The 15643-nt window shown below is 47.4% G+C and carries 17 protein-coding genes and 3 pseudogenes; 10 read left to right on the top strand and 10 right to left on the bottom strand.

The window, feature by feature from the left end; genetic code table 11:
- Positions 1 to 26 precede the first annotated feature (26 nt).
- The 6 genes from AC1MKH_RS24245 to AC1MKH_RS24220 all read right to left on the bottom strand — a co-directional run bounded on the left by AC1MKH_RS24245 (position 27) and on the right by AC1MKH_RS24220 (position 4147).
- Positions 27 to 578, bottom strand: a complete 552-nt coding sequence (locus tag AC1MKH_RS24245; RefSeq protein WP_253897186.1) for a DUF4234 domain-containing protein — start codon at positions 576 to 578, stop codon at positions 27 to 29.
- A 71-nt stretch (positions 579 to 649) separates the two neighbouring features.
- On the bottom strand, positions 650 to 1078 hold the full coding sequence (locus tag AC1MKH_RS24240) for a hypothetical protein (protein WP_253897187.1): 429 nt from the start codon (positions 1076 to 1078) through the stop codon (positions 650 to 652).
- A gap of 8 nt (positions 1079 to 1086) precedes the next feature.
- Positions 1087 to 1524, bottom strand: a complete 438-nt coding sequence (locus AC1MKH_RS24235) for a hypothetical protein (RefSeq protein WP_276219173.1) — start codon at positions 1522 to 1524, stop codon at positions 1087 to 1089.
- A gap of 135 nt (positions 1525 to 1659) precedes the next feature.
- Complete coding sequence (locus AC1MKH_RS24230) at positions 1660 to 1812, bottom strand: hypothetical protein (protein ID WP_167809833.1); 153 nt, start codon at positions 1810 to 1812, stop codon at positions 1660 to 1662.
- Positions 1813 to 1992: 180 nt separating this feature from the next.
- Positions 1993 to 2880 (bottom strand): GTPase family protein, encoded by an 888-nt coding sequence (locus AC1MKH_RS24225; protein ID WP_253897189.1) that lies wholly within the window; start codon positions 2878 to 2880, stop codon positions 1993 to 1995.
- 139 nt (positions 2881 to 3019) lie between these two features.
- Positions 3020 to 4147: a hypothetical protein gene (locus AC1MKH_RS24220; protein WP_253897190.1), complete on the bottom strand. Its 1128-nt coding sequence runs from the start codon at positions 4145 to 4147 to the stop codon at positions 3020 to 3022.
- 796 nt (positions 4148 to 4943) lie between these two features.
- On the opposite strand from AC1MKH_RS24220, the gene AC1MKH_RS24215 reads away from it, so the two are divergent.
- The 8 genes and pseudogenes from AC1MKH_RS24215 (at position 4944) to AC1MKH_RS24180 (ending at position 9933) form a co-directional block, all read left to right on the top strand.
- The gene (locus AC1MKH_RS24215) at positions 4944 to 5534 is read left to right on the top strand and encodes a YagK/YfjJ domain-containing protein (RefSeq protein ID WP_253897191.1); all 591 of its coding nucleotides are present in this window, start codon (positions 4944 to 4946) and stop codon (positions 5532 to 5534) included.
- 127 nt (positions 5535 to 5661) lie between these two features.
- Entirely contained in the window at positions 5662 to 5868 is a 207-nt protein-coding gene (locus AC1MKH_RS24210) for a helix-turn-helix transcriptional regulator (protein ID WP_253897313.1), read from the top strand.
- A gap of 6 nt (positions 5869 to 5874) precedes the next feature.
- Entirely contained in the window at positions 5875 to 6015 is a 141-nt protein-coding gene (locus AC1MKH_RS24205; RefSeq protein ID WP_253897192.1) for a hypothetical protein, read from the top strand.
- Positions 6016 to 6139: 124 nt separating this feature from the next.
- Positions 6140 to 6475, top strand: a complete 336-nt coding sequence (locus AC1MKH_RS24200; protein ID WP_253897193.1) for a DUF7828 domain-containing protein — start codon at positions 6140 to 6142, stop codon at positions 6473 to 6475.
- Positions 6466 to 6921: a zinc-ribbon domain-containing protein gene (locus AC1MKH_RS24195; RefSeq protein ID WP_253897194.1), complete on the top strand. Its 456-nt coding sequence runs from the start codon at positions 6466 to 6468 to the stop codon at positions 6919 to 6921. Before AC1MKH_RS24200 ends, AC1MKH_RS24195 begins: the two co-directional genes overlap by 10 nt.
- A 682-nt stretch (positions 6922 to 7603) precedes the next feature.
- Positions 7604 to 8617, top strand: a pseudogene (locus AC1MKH_RS24190) (DDE-type integrase/transposase/recombinase).
- Between the two features lie 77 nt (positions 8618 to 8694).
- Positions 8695 to 8800: pseudogene (locus tag AC1MKH_RS24185) on the top strand (helix-turn-helix domain-containing protein); the annotation flags it as partial.
- 224 nt (positions 8801 to 9024) lie between these two features.
- Complete coding sequence (locus AC1MKH_RS24180) at positions 9025 to 9933, top strand: HNH endonuclease (RefSeq protein WP_253897195.1); 909 nt, start codon at positions 9025 to 9027, stop codon at positions 9931 to 9933.
- Positions 9934 to 10340: 407 nt separating this feature from the next.
- Here AC1MKH_RS24180 and copM read toward each other — a convergent pair.
- The 4 genes and pseudogenes from copM to silR all read right to left on the bottom strand — a co-directional run bounded on the left by copM (position 10341) and on the right by silR (position 13656).
- A pseudogene (copM, locus tag AC1MKH_RS24175) lies at positions 10341 to 10619 on the bottom strand (CopM family metallochaperone).
- Positions 10620 to 10845: 226 nt separating this feature from the next.
- Positions 10846 to 11277: a silver-binding protein SilE gene (silE, locus tag AC1MKH_RS24170; protein WP_253897196.1), complete on the bottom strand. Its 432-nt coding sequence runs from the start codon at positions 11275 to 11277 to the stop codon at positions 10846 to 10848.
- A 230-nt stretch (positions 11278 to 11507) separates the two neighbouring features.
- Positions 11508 to 12983, bottom strand: coding sequence for a Cu(+)/Ag(+) sensor histidine kinase (locus tag AC1MKH_RS24165; protein WP_253897197.1), 1476 nt, complete (start codon positions 12981 to 12983; stop codon positions 11508 to 11510).
- On the bottom strand, positions 12976 to 13656 hold the full coding sequence (gene silR, locus AC1MKH_RS24160; RefSeq protein WP_253897198.1) for a copper/silver response regulator transcription factor SilR: 681 nt from the start codon (positions 13654 to 13656) through the stop codon (positions 12976 to 12978). The genes AC1MKH_RS24165 and silR overlap by 8 nt, the downstream gene beginning before the upstream one ends.
- Before the next feature lie 189 nt (positions 13657 to 13845).
- On the opposite strand from silR, the gene silC reads away from it, so the two are divergent.
- Both silC and cusF read left to right on the top strand, forming a co-directional pair.
- Positions 13846 to 15231 (top strand): Cu(+)/Ag(+) efflux RND transporter outer membrane channel SilC, encoded by a 1386-nt coding sequence (gene silC, locus AC1MKH_RS24155; RefSeq protein WP_253897199.1) that lies wholly within the window; start codon positions 13846 to 13848, stop codon positions 15229 to 15231.
- Between the two features lie 28 nt (positions 15232 to 15259).
- Complete coding sequence (cusF, locus tag AC1MKH_RS24150) at positions 15260 to 15613, top strand: cation efflux system protein CusF (protein WP_253897200.1); 354 nt, start codon at positions 15260 to 15262, stop codon at positions 15611 to 15613.
- Positions 15614 to 15643: the final 30 nt, after the last annotated feature.

The following is a 15643-nucleotide window of genomic DNA, read 5'->3' as shown; positions in this document are numbered from 1 at the left end:
TAATGACAGCGAACGTTACCGCGCGGTTATTTCGGGTCCGTGTCGGCCTGGCTATTTCCCGTCGGTAAAGTGGCTTCAGCAGGGGCTGTAGTTAAGCCACCCTGGATAATTTTGTGTTTAGCAAAAGCCTCCGGCATCGTGTTGATGCAGTAAGTGATATAAAAGACATTGAAGATAATGACGTAGAACACATTCATCTTCAGTTCGAACTTAAAGGTGTTCAGCACGTAGCTCTGCAGCGCTGTGCGGGCTTTAAAGGCCCAGATGATATACATCACACCACTGGCAATGGACAACACGCCGCCGAGCATGGCAATGGCATCCATGGTCGGGTCATAACCATAGAGTTCCGGGTCGGTGGTGCCCATCACACTGAGCTGGCGCGAAATACCGTAGCAGATGGCTATCCACAGAACATAAAGGTCAGAGGAAAACGAAACCTTCGTGGTGTCGATGATGATGCCTTGTTTTCGGTAGAGCCACATCAGTGGATAGATACCGAAGGTAACGAAAGAGAGTAAGACAAAATTCAGCGTTTTTGTGTTCAGTCGGGCGCTGAGGTCGGTAATGACAGGCATGGTTTATCCTTAAAGGTGGAAGTTTCAGAAGCGGAAGTAAAAGAGACGGTATTCAGTCAGATGGCGACAGGTTATTTTCCGGAGTACATGTGGTTGCGGACTTTCACCCACCATTTACCGTTACTGATTTTGTAATCAACTTTTTCGTCATTACATTCATCAATTTCGGGGCCGACGTATTTTCCGGTTTCAAGGTTCAGGACAGCGATATTGCCCGCCGGGCAGGACATGCCCATATCGGTATGCAGAATAGCGAATTTGCCTCCGGAGGCTGTGACAGACGTTCCTGCGCCCAGCGTCATCATTTCATCGCTGTCGATATGGACCCAGCCCTGTTTTCCGCCGCAGCCATTGCACCACAGACCATCACCGTTGACGGTACTGGCCAGCGTATAGGTGCTGTCAGGGATACTGACCTGGGTTGTGATGGTGGCGGCAACCGCAGGGACTGCCAGGGGCAATATCGCGGCACTCAACACCACATTCATTAAACTTTTCATTATTTACCTCACTGATTGGCGTCCCAGAAATCTTTAAAGCCACGTCCGCTGATTTTAAATTCTCCGGTAATATCAGTGAGCGTGACGACATGACCATATTCGCGCAGATAATTCACCAGCCATTGCTGAGTGGCTTTACCCCGAATAATCAGGGATATCTGGCATTCGCCTTTTTTCTGCCATATATGGCGCTCACCCTGAACCGGGTGTTCATTCAGCGTCAGTGTGACGCTGTCAGCCTCCGGCGTCTGGCAGGCCTTCTTGTTTCTCTCATTGGTCTGAACCTGGATATATTCATATCCGGGTGTGTCATCCATGGAAAACGTGCTGTTTCGGTTAATCGTGTAGTAATACTCCCCACTGGCATATCCCCAGCCTCCGTCGGCTATAGCCGGTGCGGATGAGAGAGCCAGAAGAGCCAGTGCAGGCAGGGTCAGTTTCTTCATGTTTATTTCCCTATGGGGCAAAGGTATCGACGAGGAAAATCATGGCGAACACGATGAATATCGTGAGCAGAACGTTGATGATTAAGCAGCGGAAGATTTTCCGTGCCAGTCGGTGCGGGAATGCCATCGGGAACCTCAGTCTCTGACAATGAGAAAGAAGAGCAACCCGGCAAGAATCGGGTCAATTATCATTGCGAGAATAAACCATCCCCAGAATGACCTTCCGGCACCTTTGGCCAGAAACCCCAGCACAACGGCCAGAAAAATCCATAACAAAACCAGTGGCATGTCATCTCCTTACAATGTTTTAACGTGCGTCTCCATATCTGTTTTATTTCAATCAGATAGCAGCATTTCAGCTCAAGTTTATAACCATGATAGATGAAGGGATAATGAATAAAACCGATCGGAACGATCGACAAAATCGATCATGAACAAGCAAAACTCTTTATCGTTGGACGTGCAAAACTAATCGAAAAAGAAGGACCAGACGCTGCGGGCCACATGGGCAACGGTGTGTGTCACAGCCTGCAAGGCCTGCCGGACAAGCAGTGGCAGTGGTACGCTGTCAATGACGTGGTCAAGGGTATCAACAACGGCGTCGCCAAAGCTGCTGCGGGCGGTATCCTGTATGGGGGTTGAGTGATAGGACTGATGCAGGTGGGGCAGCAGCGGGCTGCGTGCCTGCTTTGGGAGGCGATTTATCATCCGCTCCACGATGTGGGCCAGGTGATAACGCCCCTTCACTGAAACAGGAATGACAGCATCTTTCTGTATACCCAACTGACTGGCGACGGCCTGCTGTTTACGTTTAATGTGTTCAAGCTGGCCGGGTGATGGCATCGCAGTGTGTCGGTTCCACTGCTCGGATGGCTCGACTTTATCCACCTGATTGAGCACCCAGAGTACCGGCGGCATGGTGTTACCGCACCGGGCCTGAATGAACTGATAAAACGTCTCTTCCACGGAGAATGCCCGGTCGTCCGCCTTTAGTACCCACAGCACCATATCCAGCTTCGGGAGCTGCTCCCGATAGAGCTCACGATATTCTTTATCCCGACTCTGGCTCTCGCCCACACCGGGCAGGTCCACCAGCGTCAGATAATGTTGGCCGAATCGCAGGCGTACACGCTGTGGTTTACGGGTACAGGCTTCCACAGCATTCACTGCGCAGACTTCACTGCGGAACAGGGCATTGCAGAGCGACGATTTACCTGCACCTGTTTTTCCCATAATACCGATGACTGGTTCGTAAGTAATAAGCTGGCTGAGCTCCTTAATCAGCGTGTGGCGTAATGTACGGGGATAGCGGCGTAAATGGCGGCGGATAATCTGATATCCTGATGGTTGTTTCATTGAATATTCCTCAGAAATAAAACAGGCCATCCCGGAGGATAGCCTGATGAGCAAATAGTCTGTTATTCAATGATGTAATATATATCTGAAAAATATTTAAAAAGGAGAGGAAGCATCTCTCCTTGCTGTATCAAGGAGGTTAGTCCACGGTACGAATTAAAGGGATTTTATTTGTTTTCTTTGCAATCCTCAGTAGGAAATCTTTATGTTCTGCTGGGGTGTTTTTTATTTTTTCGTATCCTTTAAGATAGCTGTTCTTTCCTGAATTTGACGCCTGAGATGATTTGTTCTCGCTGTCATCACGTGCCATTTTCCGTATTAATTGGTCGGGAAGGCTGAACGTTTGTCTGAAGTCATACCCGTGGACGGATGCATCAGGAAACGGAACCAGAATATCATTAATAAAGATATGAACCTGCTTATCAGACGAATGTCCTTCAGTATCTTTAGCCCGGTATGTATTGGTTTTATTCTCGATCAGGTGTTTCTGTAATCCCATGGTGAAATTAAAATCGAAACTGTAAATGCCTGCGTAGCAGTTATGCTCTGCCGGGATAAATGAACACCATGTAAGAATAAGTTCCTGTATGAAACTCTCATTAATAACACCATCCCGAATGTAAAAAAGCACATGTGCGCAGGGTAAGAAAGATTCATCAATTATCGCTATGCGCTGATAACCTGCTATTCGTTTATACATGGCACGGTATCTGATTTTACTGATCATGAAATTCAGTGCGCGATTCATGATACGTAGATCATCGACGATATGCCTGGCTTTACCCTCAGTCTTTTTCCCCAGACGAAGGCTGATACCAAATAGTGTTAATTTCTGATGATTTGCTTTCTTTTTTATTTTTGCATATTTTTGCAGCAGTTTATTGTAAACGGTCTCTTTATGAATAAGTGACGCCTTGAGAAAATTTCTCTGCACAGGCCGGGCCGGATGGCGCAGGTGTATTATGTCATCAGGTATATTAGGATTAGTATTGCGTTCTGAGAGTGGTATGTTTTCTATTTCTGATGCCAGTATTTCACGCAGTCTGTTTGTGGCGTGCCCCTGTATTTGAACTTCACTGTCAGTGTCATTCAGTTCATCATCGCTAAGCTCCTTCCCCTTTTCAATTTTTACATCATCAAAGCTGATAAAGCTGTAGATGCCAGCAAGTTTATTATATTTGATTTCAGGTGCCGGATATGTGTTGTCTTTCTCACGAAGCCTGAGGAAATTCACTTCGTAAAAATCATTCATTCCATCCTTTCGCATGAAACTTCCTTACAGAGGTGGTTTTTAGTTATTTTATCACCCTATTAATTATATGGCTATAAATGAAGCTTTAATAGTATTTATTAAGTGTAAAAATCAAATAATTAAGAGTATGCGTTTTTGGTTAACAAGTCACTAAAAACAATGGGTTAGTAACAATGATGTGAATTATTGGTAGTGTATATAATTATCGCTAATATTCATTTTGAATCCGTTGTTTTATCTCATAAAACAGATAAGAACAATCATGGCTTATCAGAAGCCATTCCTGGTCATGATGTCTCCCCGACTGCACAGCATCCACAGCGCAGGAAAGGGCCATATCCGGAGATCTTTGGGGTACCGTAATGGATAACAGGAGATAAGGGCAGACTATGTGAGATACCGATTCAAAAAATACATATGAATGCTATTATCTGGATGCCTCACTGCTCCCTGGTTGTATCGAGACATATCCGAAAAAGATATCGATTGAAATCGTTTCTGAATTTGAAAAGTGGCAAGCAGTGCTTCAGATGCTATGGTAAGCGAACCACTGGATAAAAGTGACAGATTGGAATATCAGGATAGAGGGTGCTGTTGATGACTGTAAAGTGGTACCTAATAATTAATTTAGGTAATTATTGTTATTTTATATGGAAACAGTTTTTAAATCCATGAAACCCATTCACATCACCTCACTCATTGGTCACCTGTAACGCCATATCAATCCCACACTTATCCCCCTAAGTTACAGCCAATCAAAAATAACATCCCATACGTATCTCATGACTCACACACACGAGATATTCTACCCATGAAGCAAAATAACCGTTACATCCACTACAATCATCTGAAGAACAGACTATTCACTCACCTTGATACACTCTTTGATAATTACGCCAAGATCTTAATGCTACGTATTGACCTTGGGTATCTGCAATACAGTGAAGCATTCAGTCTACAAGACGAAAAGGACATGGCCTGGCAGATGACACTCCTGACTGAACAACTGAATATCCATACTGATATCATTGGATTTGCATGGGTAATGGAACGCTCAGAGAAACACGGGATACATATCCACGCCACCTTTTATCTCGATGGACAACGGCACCGTAAAGTCTGGAATACCTGGCAGGCAGTTGAATGCTTATGGGGGGACATAACTAATGGTGAAGGGCATGCACAATGGTGTAAACCTCAGGAGCATTATCGGGTTCGTGGGGAGAGGGTTATCTGTCATGATGACGATAAAGGTCGCAATGGGATGACCTATATCCTCAGCTATCTGAGCAAAGTGGACCAGAAAGAGGACAGATTAATTTATCAGTTCAGTGATATTCCTGAACGAAGCAGGAGAGGAAGGCCAAGGCGAAAGTCAGAATCTGAAATCACTGGTTGGTAATAATATCAGACACCATTTAAACCGGGGGATATCGTGAATATCAAAATTTATACCCCGCACTCATCATCTGAAGGAATCACATCTCACTCGTAATTCCTTCTCCATTCACTTTACGGAGAACAAGATGATGAATACCGATATCCCTGTCCTGAATGACCAGTTTGTCGACATGAAGTTTATTACCCGGTTAACCGGCTTAACGGATAAATGGTTCTACAAGCTTATTCAGGATGGGGTATTCCCTAAGCCTATCAAACTGGGGCGTAGCTCCAGATGGTTGCAGAGCGAAGTGGAAGCCTGGTTACAGCTGCGTATCGCTGAATCACGGGGCTGAGCACGCATGAAGAAGAAACATAACCGTAAGACATGGCAGGCTCCGGTACGCTGGATTTGTCTGCAGTGTCATCGCCAGTACTGTGGTGAGCGTATGTGCCCGCACTGCTACGGCACGGCCAATGTGATAGCTGCCACAGCTGGTTGAATCATCCCCCTCAGCATTACTCACTCATACACGTAAATCTATACCCCGCCAGTAACCACGCATGATGCTGCCCATACCGGGACGGCCTGTGCCTGCGTGTCATATGGCGGTAAGGACTATTACTATGTACGCAAAATGTTTCCTGGCCTGTAACAGTGCTGGTCGCCTGACCGGTGCCAGAACCGCACTGCGCTCTCCCGGCGAACGATACACCTGCCATCACTGTGGGAGTGACCTGGTGCTGCACACTGACGCTGAGCGCCCGTGGTTTACGCATACCGATGCTGCACTCACTGTAGGCAGGCAAGGCTGTCCGTACATCCAACCAGACATTGATGAAGTTCTGTTAATACTCCAGCTACGACGTTACGTACCGAATGCAATGCCGGTGATAGGGCCTGGTGTGCATCACTGCCCGTTATATGAATACCGCAGGGCCGGGGAGGTCTTATGCTTATGATGTCGTGCCACCTCGCTCTCAACAGCAAGGGGGCGATGAGCCGCTCCCGGGACGCCATTAGCGAATCTGCTGATGGCTGGCGCTGTACGTCCTGCGGATGTCGTCTGGTGCTGCACCCGGGAGACGATGATACCCCTCCCTGGTTTGAGCATGACCAGACGTCAGCAGATGCATCTGCTCTGGCATACTGCCAGTATCGTCAGCACCGTGACGGATTGCCGGGTGAACGCTTCAGAGTGATGTTGTACTCCGTTCATGGACAGGATATCCGCATGGCGACGGAGTCCTGGTACTGTGTCTGGTGCGGATGTCATTACGAGGGCGAGAAGCATTGCGCGGTCTGTAACACCGGTATCTACAGCATCGAAGACACGGTCGGGCAGGGTGACATCCATCCAATTGAAGATCCGGCACAGTGCCCACCAGCAGACCTGGGAGGATACTGACCATGGCGATACGGTTCAGACCAACAGAATATGTGATTACTGCTGATGGCGAATGGGTGGCTGTTGATGCGCTCTCATATCAGCATACCAAGCCGCTGTTATGTGGATCCTGCCATACGCCAGCCACCGTGACGCAGGGTGATAATGGCTGGCAGCTGGTTCACCGACCGCGTTCAGAAGCCGACAGACGGCGGGTGATTCGCTGTTGTTACCGTCCTCCCACATTTTCGACAGGGATCCGGGGATTGTAAGTCATCATCACTGGACAGTGCGTCGATACAGAATGCCGACATGCCGTGTTCAGCGAGAGCCAGATGCAATTAGCCGAACTCTGGCCAGTATGACCTGTATAGACACACCGTCAAAATACGCCCGATATCTCCCCACCCTGCTGGTGTCCATTCGCCGGCATCTTGTCTTCCGCTAAAAGAACAGAGAGTACCCTTTATGAATTATTACTCCCCCATTTCTGATGCGGGTAATGCGGTAACCCTGCGAACTTTTCTGTAGCAGGCAGTTGACCCTTATCCCATGCTGGTGGCATTGAGTGTTACCAACGGTGCGAAAGTGATCCATATCCGACACCTGAAATCTGTACAGTCCGGGGACATAGTGAACACTTGTTCGGGGACATGGTAGACACTTACAACTAAGGCATAAGAACCCGTTTATGGAGTCGCTTATGCCCTGGGATGCGAGAGATACCATGTCATTACGTTCCGAGTTTGTTCTGTCCGCCTCACAAGACGGGGCGAACATCCGTTCCCTCTGCCGTCACTACGGCATTTCTCCCGCCACTGGCTACAAGTGGCTTCGCCGCTGGGCTGAGGAAAGCACATCCGGTCTTCTGGACCGTCCCCGGACGCCTCATTATTCTCCCAACCGCTCGCCCGACGACATCACTGACCTGCTGCGTATCGCCCATGTCCGTCATGAGCGCTGGGGCGCGCGCAAGATAAAACGCTGGCTCGAAGACCAGGGGCACCGTATGCCCTCCTTCAGCACCGTCCATAACCTGATGGCCCGTCACGGTCTGCTGCCGGGTACGGCTCCGGGTATTCCGGCCGCAGGACGCTTCGAACATGACGCGCCGAACCGGCTCTGGCAGATGGATTTTAAGGGCCACTTCCCCTTCGGCGGGGGCCGTGCCTTCCGTTCACCCTGCTGGATGACCACTCCCGTTTCTCCCTGTGTCTGGCACCCTGCACCGATGAACGCCGTGAGACCGTGCAGCAACAGCTGGTCAGCGTGTTTGAACGCTACGGGTTGCCAGACCGGATGACGATGGACAACGGCTCACCGTGGGGCGACACCACCGGCACCTGGACGGCACTGGAGTTGTGGCTGATGCGCCAGGGTATCCGGGTGGGGCATTCCCGGCCATATCATCTGCAGACACAGGGTAAGTGGTTCACAGACAGCGGTGAGCTGCAGCGTGCTTTCGACCACTGGCGTACGGTGTATAACCTTGAACGGCCCCATGAAGCACTGGGTATGGCCGTTCCTACCTCGCGATATCAGCGGGACGCTGAGCATAAAAGGTATCAGTCTAAATGCAGGCAAAGCGTTCAGGGGGGAGCGGGTCGGGCTGAAGGAGACGCTGGAGGATGGCTGCTATGAAGTGTGGTGGTGCAGTACAAAGGTGGGGGTGATCGACCTGAAGAAAAAGTCGATCACCATGGGTAAAGGATGTTAAAAAGTGTTCACCATGTCCTCGGACCGTACAAACCAGAGCTAGGGGGATAAATCTGCTCTCCTGATTTGGGGGAGCTTATGGTTACTTTTGAGACAGTTATGGACATTAAAATCTTGCATAAGCAGGGGGCTGAGCATTCGTGCAATAGCCAGAGAACCGATTATCTCCCATAATACCGTAAAGCTTTAATATTGGGGTGCTGTCTGCTAATCAGGTATGATCAAGCGGATGATCATCTGAATGAGCGATCCCCGTAATAAATTTTTTGAGGTACAATGGCTTCCTTGATTTTCTAGGGATGAAGATAACGGAAAATACGTGATCTTGCAGACAATCGTCCTTTGCAACCATGCTAGATACCGCACTTTATATTTTCATGATGATTTTTATATTTTAGGGGGATGGCCGTGATAAAAAAAATTTGCCAGGTGATTGACGGGGAGTACGTCTGTGATATTGATATCAGCGTGGAGGAATGGAAAGATTTATTAGTGAATGAAAAAGTTTTTGATGAAAAGAGTATTACAGCGTTAAAAAAATGGTTCATTGAACCAAATCATTCTTGCACATGCTTCGATATTGGTAAAAAGTACGAACTGCACAGTATGAGTGCTAATGGTGTTATTAACGGACTGGGTGGGAGAGTTCAAAAAGAACTTGGTCGATTTGAAGTTGAAGGTATCGGAAATATCGCGTCCGGTACAAAATTTATTACAGTCATGAAGAGTAAAGAAATCGTCGGGAAACCCAAAAGAAATTTATGGACAATTCGTGAGGAACTTGTTCAGGCAATTAATGAACTTGATTTTTTTGGTACAACAGAAATGGCCTGCAGTGAGTATTACTCTGACGCTGAGTTGATCAATGCCATAGAGGAAAGTAATATCTTCGACGACGCTCAGACGTTTGAATATACAGGAGAAGCCAAACCAAAGAAAAATGCAATAGAAGTAAAAAATGGCCTCTCGTATCCCAGGAGTAAAGGGGTATCCAAAAATGCACTGAATAAAGCAGGTTACATATGTGAAATCAATAGCGATCACCCAACCTTCAGAAGGCGAAACTCATCCTTAAATTATACTGAACCTCATCACATTGTACCTATGTCCAGGCAAGATGATTTCGACACCTCTCTTGATGTCGAAGAAAATATAATATCTCTGTGTTGCAATTGCCATAAACAAATTCACCTTGGACAGGGTTATGAAGATATGCTGAAAGAAATATACACTGCGAGAAAAAGGTTATTAAAAAAAGTTGGTATTGATATATCACTGGAAAACTTGATTCTTTATTACAAAATGGAAAGTAAGTGAGTTTCAAACGAGAGTGATACCTTCGTTTTATTGGTCGGGATGAACAGCAGATGATGTTTCCGGCAAGTATCTGGTTCAGAAACTTTCTGTTAAAAAAGAGGTAAAAGTAGTCTTGAGCCCTGACTGCGAATTGCCATTGCGCATGACCAGAGAACAGGACGACCCCCTGCCAAACCCAGGCATGAGAAACACCTTTAAAACATAGACTTAATTAAAATCAGCAATTCCCATCGAAATAATAAGCAAGCAGAATTGGCTCAGGTGAATTTCACTCGGTGCAGTGCATGCGTTGGGGGGGTTAAAATGAAAAACCCGAAATTAATCGGGTTTTGATTAGTTAACGATTAACAGGTTCCCGTACCTGGGAACAATCTGACTATACGCGCAATATAATATTTCCACAATCATTATTTTTGACTGCTAAGCCATTTATTCATCTGCTCAATTTCTCCTTTTGTGCTTTAATGATGTCCTGCGCGAGTTTTCTCATTTCAGGATCTCTCCCGTACTTCAGCTCGGTTTCAGCCATTGCTATTGCCCCTTCATAGTGTGCAACCATGCCTTTTGCAAAAGCCTTGTCGGGATCGGATTCATTAACGGAACCCATCATTTTGTCATGCATGCTTTTCATCCCTGACATATATTTCTGTGAAGATGCCGATGAGGACACATTCAGAAATTTTCATTTCTGAATGTTATGCGGAAATTGCTGGCAGCGACAGCAACAATATAACAGAAAGAGTTTTTTTTTATTTTCATAAAATAAATCCTTTTCGAGTAGGTATTGTTTAATTGTAGCAGAGTCAGATAAAAAAGCCCCCAGACGGGGGCCAAAATACAGCAACATAACAACATATTCCGCTTAAGGAATAATCCAAGGAAAGGGTAAATGCACGGGTATCACAGTCACATTCAGCCAGCATTCATCATGCGGCGGTGTGCATCGGCCATAGCCTGATGCGGGCCGGACTGACCGTTATTCATGAATTCATGGGCAACAGCCGCTCTTTCATGGTCATTCATCGCCGCGTATGAGGTCGACGGGCTGGTAGCGGAAACGGGGTTATTCCCCATCATCTTCTGGTGACTTTCCGCGATTTTCTGGTGCGCATCAGCTGAACCATTATTCATAGTTTCATGGGCAATAATGGCTTGTTCATGCTGATCCATACCAGCTATACGGGAATCCCCCCCCTGAATCTGGGCAGGAGCGGAAGCAGACTGCATCTGATGAGCAGGTGCCTGTGCATTATTGACACGCTCATGGATATTCACGGTTTCAGCGGCCCATGTCGCAGAAATTAATCCAAAACCTAACACCGAAGCTATTACGATATTATTCATGGTAACTCTCCATTTTTAAATCAATGATGTCCGGGAAATCACGACCTGTTTCTTCAGTTGTATCTCTGAAAATGCCAGTCTTCTCTGGCAAGTGACTGTACATTCATTACCTGAGGTACTCTGACGCTATGTAATGATGGAGTCGTCCAGACTTCCTGATAAGTTGCAAAAATTATACCGAATGGCTTCTGTTCGTAGCATGACAGGCTGATGACATCTTTGTAATATTATCAGTGGGGTATGATCGGATTCATTTTGCTCAGTCTTGGTACAGATAAAATGAAACGAGTCGAGTGTATATCCGATTCCACGTGTACTTTTCCGTGATGGGCCTCCACGATTGACTTTACAATAGCAAGGCCTATGCCGCTGCCTTCGCCTTTTCGTTGTCTGGACGGATCCACCCGATAAAACCGGTCAAACAGCCGTGGTAAATGTTCTTCAGGGATTGGCCTTCCGGGATTTTCAATCATCAGCTTAAAACAGCAGTCCTGTTCACTTATTGAGACGTCGATCGCCTGTCCCTCCGGCGTATAGCGCAAGGCATTGGATAACAGGTTATTAATTGCTCTTCTGAACATCTGTGGATCCCCTTCTGCTAGACAGGACATCCCGTTAAACCTCAGTGTGATATTGCGTTCTTCCGCCCAGGCTTCGAAGAACTCAAAGACTTTCATGACTTCGGCACTCAGGTCAAACATGACCTTGTCAGGAATCAGTTGATTATTGTCCGCCTGAGCCAGAAACAGCATGTCGCTGACCATTTTGGTCATCCGGTTGTATTCTTCAAGGCTGGAGTAGAGAATATCCTCAAGCTCCTGCTGCGATCGATCCTGACTCAGTGCAATTTCAGTCTGCGTCACCAAGTTGGTGATCGGGGTTCTGATTTCGTGCGCAATATCGGCAGAGAAATTGGCCTGACGGGTAAAAACATCCTCTATCTTTTCAATCATGTGATTGAACGAGATAACCAGTTGCTCCAGTTCAATAGGAACGCGAGCGGGTTCCAGCCGCGCATCAAGGTTTTCAGAAGTAATATTTTTAATGGCGTTGCTGACATTGCGAAGGGGCAGATGCCCCTGGTGGACAGTAATTCGAATGATCAGAATAATCAGCAAGCTTATCACGACGGCAATGGCAATCAGATTCTTTTTCAGCGCATCGAGATAGTGAAGATGGAAATTAATAGAGAGTCCGGTCAGCATGACATAGTGCTGCTGTTTACCCTGAAATATCGCCTGACCAGAGGAGGCGATAATTCTGTAGGTTTCCATTTTCATTCCGGAGCCGGAAAACATCGGTTCAGCCGGATCTTCCACCGTCCAGAGAAACACGTCCCGGACGCGAGTGTGCTCGCTAAAGTCTGCTGAATTCAGGGCCGATCGTAATGCTGATCCCTGCGCTGAACTAAACAGCACCTCTCCCTGCGGGCTAAGGAGCAAAAGGGCAATATTACGGTAACTGGCAATCGACTCCTTTATTTTACTTATTTTTTTCTCATCCGCATCCGCCGGAGACTGCAGTATTCGGTTCAGTGTGGTGCTGATTTGCTGCAGATCGCTGACATCCTGCTCGGCAAAATGCTTTTCAACGGAATGCAGCATAAACCAGGTAAACGCAATAAAAGCCAGTATTGTGGACAGACTGATGAAAAAGGTCAGCCTCAGGGCAAGTGAAAATGGGCGTCTGGAAAACTTGTTACGCATCCGGAACCTCCAGCATGTAGCCCACGCCCCGGACTGTCTGGATCAGTTTTGCCTCGTAATCATTGTCTATTTTCGCGCGAAGCCGCTTTACAGCGACATCAATCGCGTTGGTATCACTGTCAAAGTTCATATCCCAGACCTGGGAAGCAATCAGCGAACGAGGTAATACTTCGCCCTGATGGCGAATGAAAAATTCCAGCAGGCTGAACTCCTTACTGGTGAGTACAATGCGGTTCCCCCCGCGGCTGACTTTTCTGGAAACGAGATCAACCGAGAGGTCAGCCACCTTAAACTGGCTTTCTGTGATCACCGTGTTCCCCCGTCTCAGAAGAGTTCTCACCCGGGCGAGCAGTTCGGCAAATGCAAAGGGTTTAACCAGGTAATCATCCGCCCCCAGCTCAAGTCCTTTGACCCTGTTTTCAATCGTGCCAAGGGCCGTCAGCAGTAATACCGGCATCCCCTTTCCGGCAGTGCGCAGCATGCGGATGATATCCCAGCCGTTCACATCAGGCAGCATGATGTCCAGAATGACTAAATCATACTCGGCTGTCATGGCGAGATGATATCCGGTAAGACCATTATCAGCGTGATCCACTATGAACCCTGCCTCTGTAAGCCCTTTGCTGAGATATTCACCTGTTTTAATTTCGTCTTCGACGATCAATATTTTCATCTTGCTCCCCGGCTGGCTGCTAAGGTCATTCTATTGCGCTCACGATCGTTATCAACGGATTACAGCAAAAATGACAACATTGTCATTATCCTGTCACCCGGCAAACAGAGAGCGTTCGGTAAAGTACCCCTATCAATACTCTGGACTTCATTTGAACCATTTACCAGGTCTGCCTGGAAGAGAAGCGTTATGTTCAAATTAAAATTACTCAGCATTAGCACGATATTCATCCTGGCCGGTTGTGTCTCTCTGGCACCAGAATATCAGCGCCCGGCAGCACCGGTACCCCAGCAGTTTTCGCTGTCCCGAAACAGCCTGACGCCAGCAGTGAATGGTTATCAGGATACGGGCTGGCGTAACTTTTTTGTCGATCCCCAGGTTACACGGCTGATTACTGAAGCTCTGAATAATAACCGTGATTTGAGAATGGCTGCCCTGAAGGTTGAAGAGGCCCGAGCCCAGTTCAACGTCACGGATGCAGATCGTTATCCGCAGTTGAATGCCTCATCAGGGATCACATACAGCGGTGGACTGAAAGGCGACAAGCCGACGACACAGGAGTATGACGCGGGTCTGGAGCTCAGCTATGAGCTCGATTTTTTCGGCAAGCTTAAGAACATGAGTGAAGCTGACCGTCAGAACTACTTTGCCAGTGAAGAAGCCCGTCGGGCCGTGCATATCCTGCTGGTTTCCAACGTTTCACAGAGCTATTTCAGCCAGCAACTGGCGTATGAACAACTCCGTATCGCGCGTGAAACGCTAAAAAATTATGAACAGTCCTATGCTTTCGTTGAGCAACAGCTGGTGACCGGGAGTACGAATGTCCTGGCGCTTGAACAGGCAAGGGGACAAATCGAAAGTACCCGCGCAGAGATAGCCAAACGAGAAGGCGATCTGGCACAGGCAAATAATGCCCTGCAGCTTGTACTGGGAACGTACCGTGCACTTCCGTCAGAAAAAGGGATGAAGGGCGGTGAGATCGCGCCAGTAAAACTGCCACCAAACCTGTCCTCACAAATTTTACTGCAGCGCCCGGATATCCTGGAAGCTGAATACCAGCTAAAAGCAGCTGATGCCAATATTGGCGCAGCGCGAGCGGCCTTTTTCCCGTCCATTACCCTGACCAGTGGCCTTTCCGCAAGCAGTACGGAGTTGTCCAGCCTCTTTACGTCAGGAAGCGGAATGTGGAATTTTATTCCTAAAATTGAAATTCCTATTTTTAATGCTGGCAGGAACAAAGCCAATCTGAAGCTGGCTGAAATTCGCCAGCAACAGTCGGTGGTTAATTACGAACAAAAAATTCAGTCAGCCTTTAAGGATGTTTCCGACACGCTTGCGCTGCGCGATAGCCTTAGCCAGCAACTTGAGTCACAGCAGCGTTATCTTGATTCACTTCAGATAACCCTGCAGCGTGCCAGAGGATTGTATGCAAGTGGTGCTGTCAGTTACATCGAAGTGCTGGATGCAGAACGTTCCCTCTTCGCGACACAGCAAACCATCCTCGATCTTACCTATTCCCGACAGGTTAACGAAATTAATCTGTTTACCGCGCTGGGTGGCGGCTGGGTAGAGTAAATTTATTCAATTAATCAGGAAATTAAAAATGCGTAATTCACTTAAAGCCGTTTTATTTGGTGCCTTCTCTGTCATGTTTTCTACCGGTCTTCATGCTGAGACACATCAGCATGGCGATATGAATGCTGCCAGTGATGCTTCGGTACAGCAGGTTATCAAGGGCACCGGTATCGTTAAAGAAATTGATATGAATAGTAAAAAGATTACCATTTCGCACGAAGCAATCCCGGCGGTGGGCTGGCCTGCAATGACCATGCGCTTCACTTTTGTTAATGCAGACGACGCTATCAATGCCCTGAAAACCGGCAACCATGTCGATTTCTCGTTTATTCAGCAGGGCAATATCTCCTTACTCAAAAGCATTAACGTTACGCAATCCTGATTAACAGTCCGGAGCGGATACATCCAGTGC

Source organism: Pseudocitrobacter sp. CD920760 (assembly GCF_057782505.1).
This window is presented reverse-complemented; position numbering and strand designations above follow the sequence as displayed.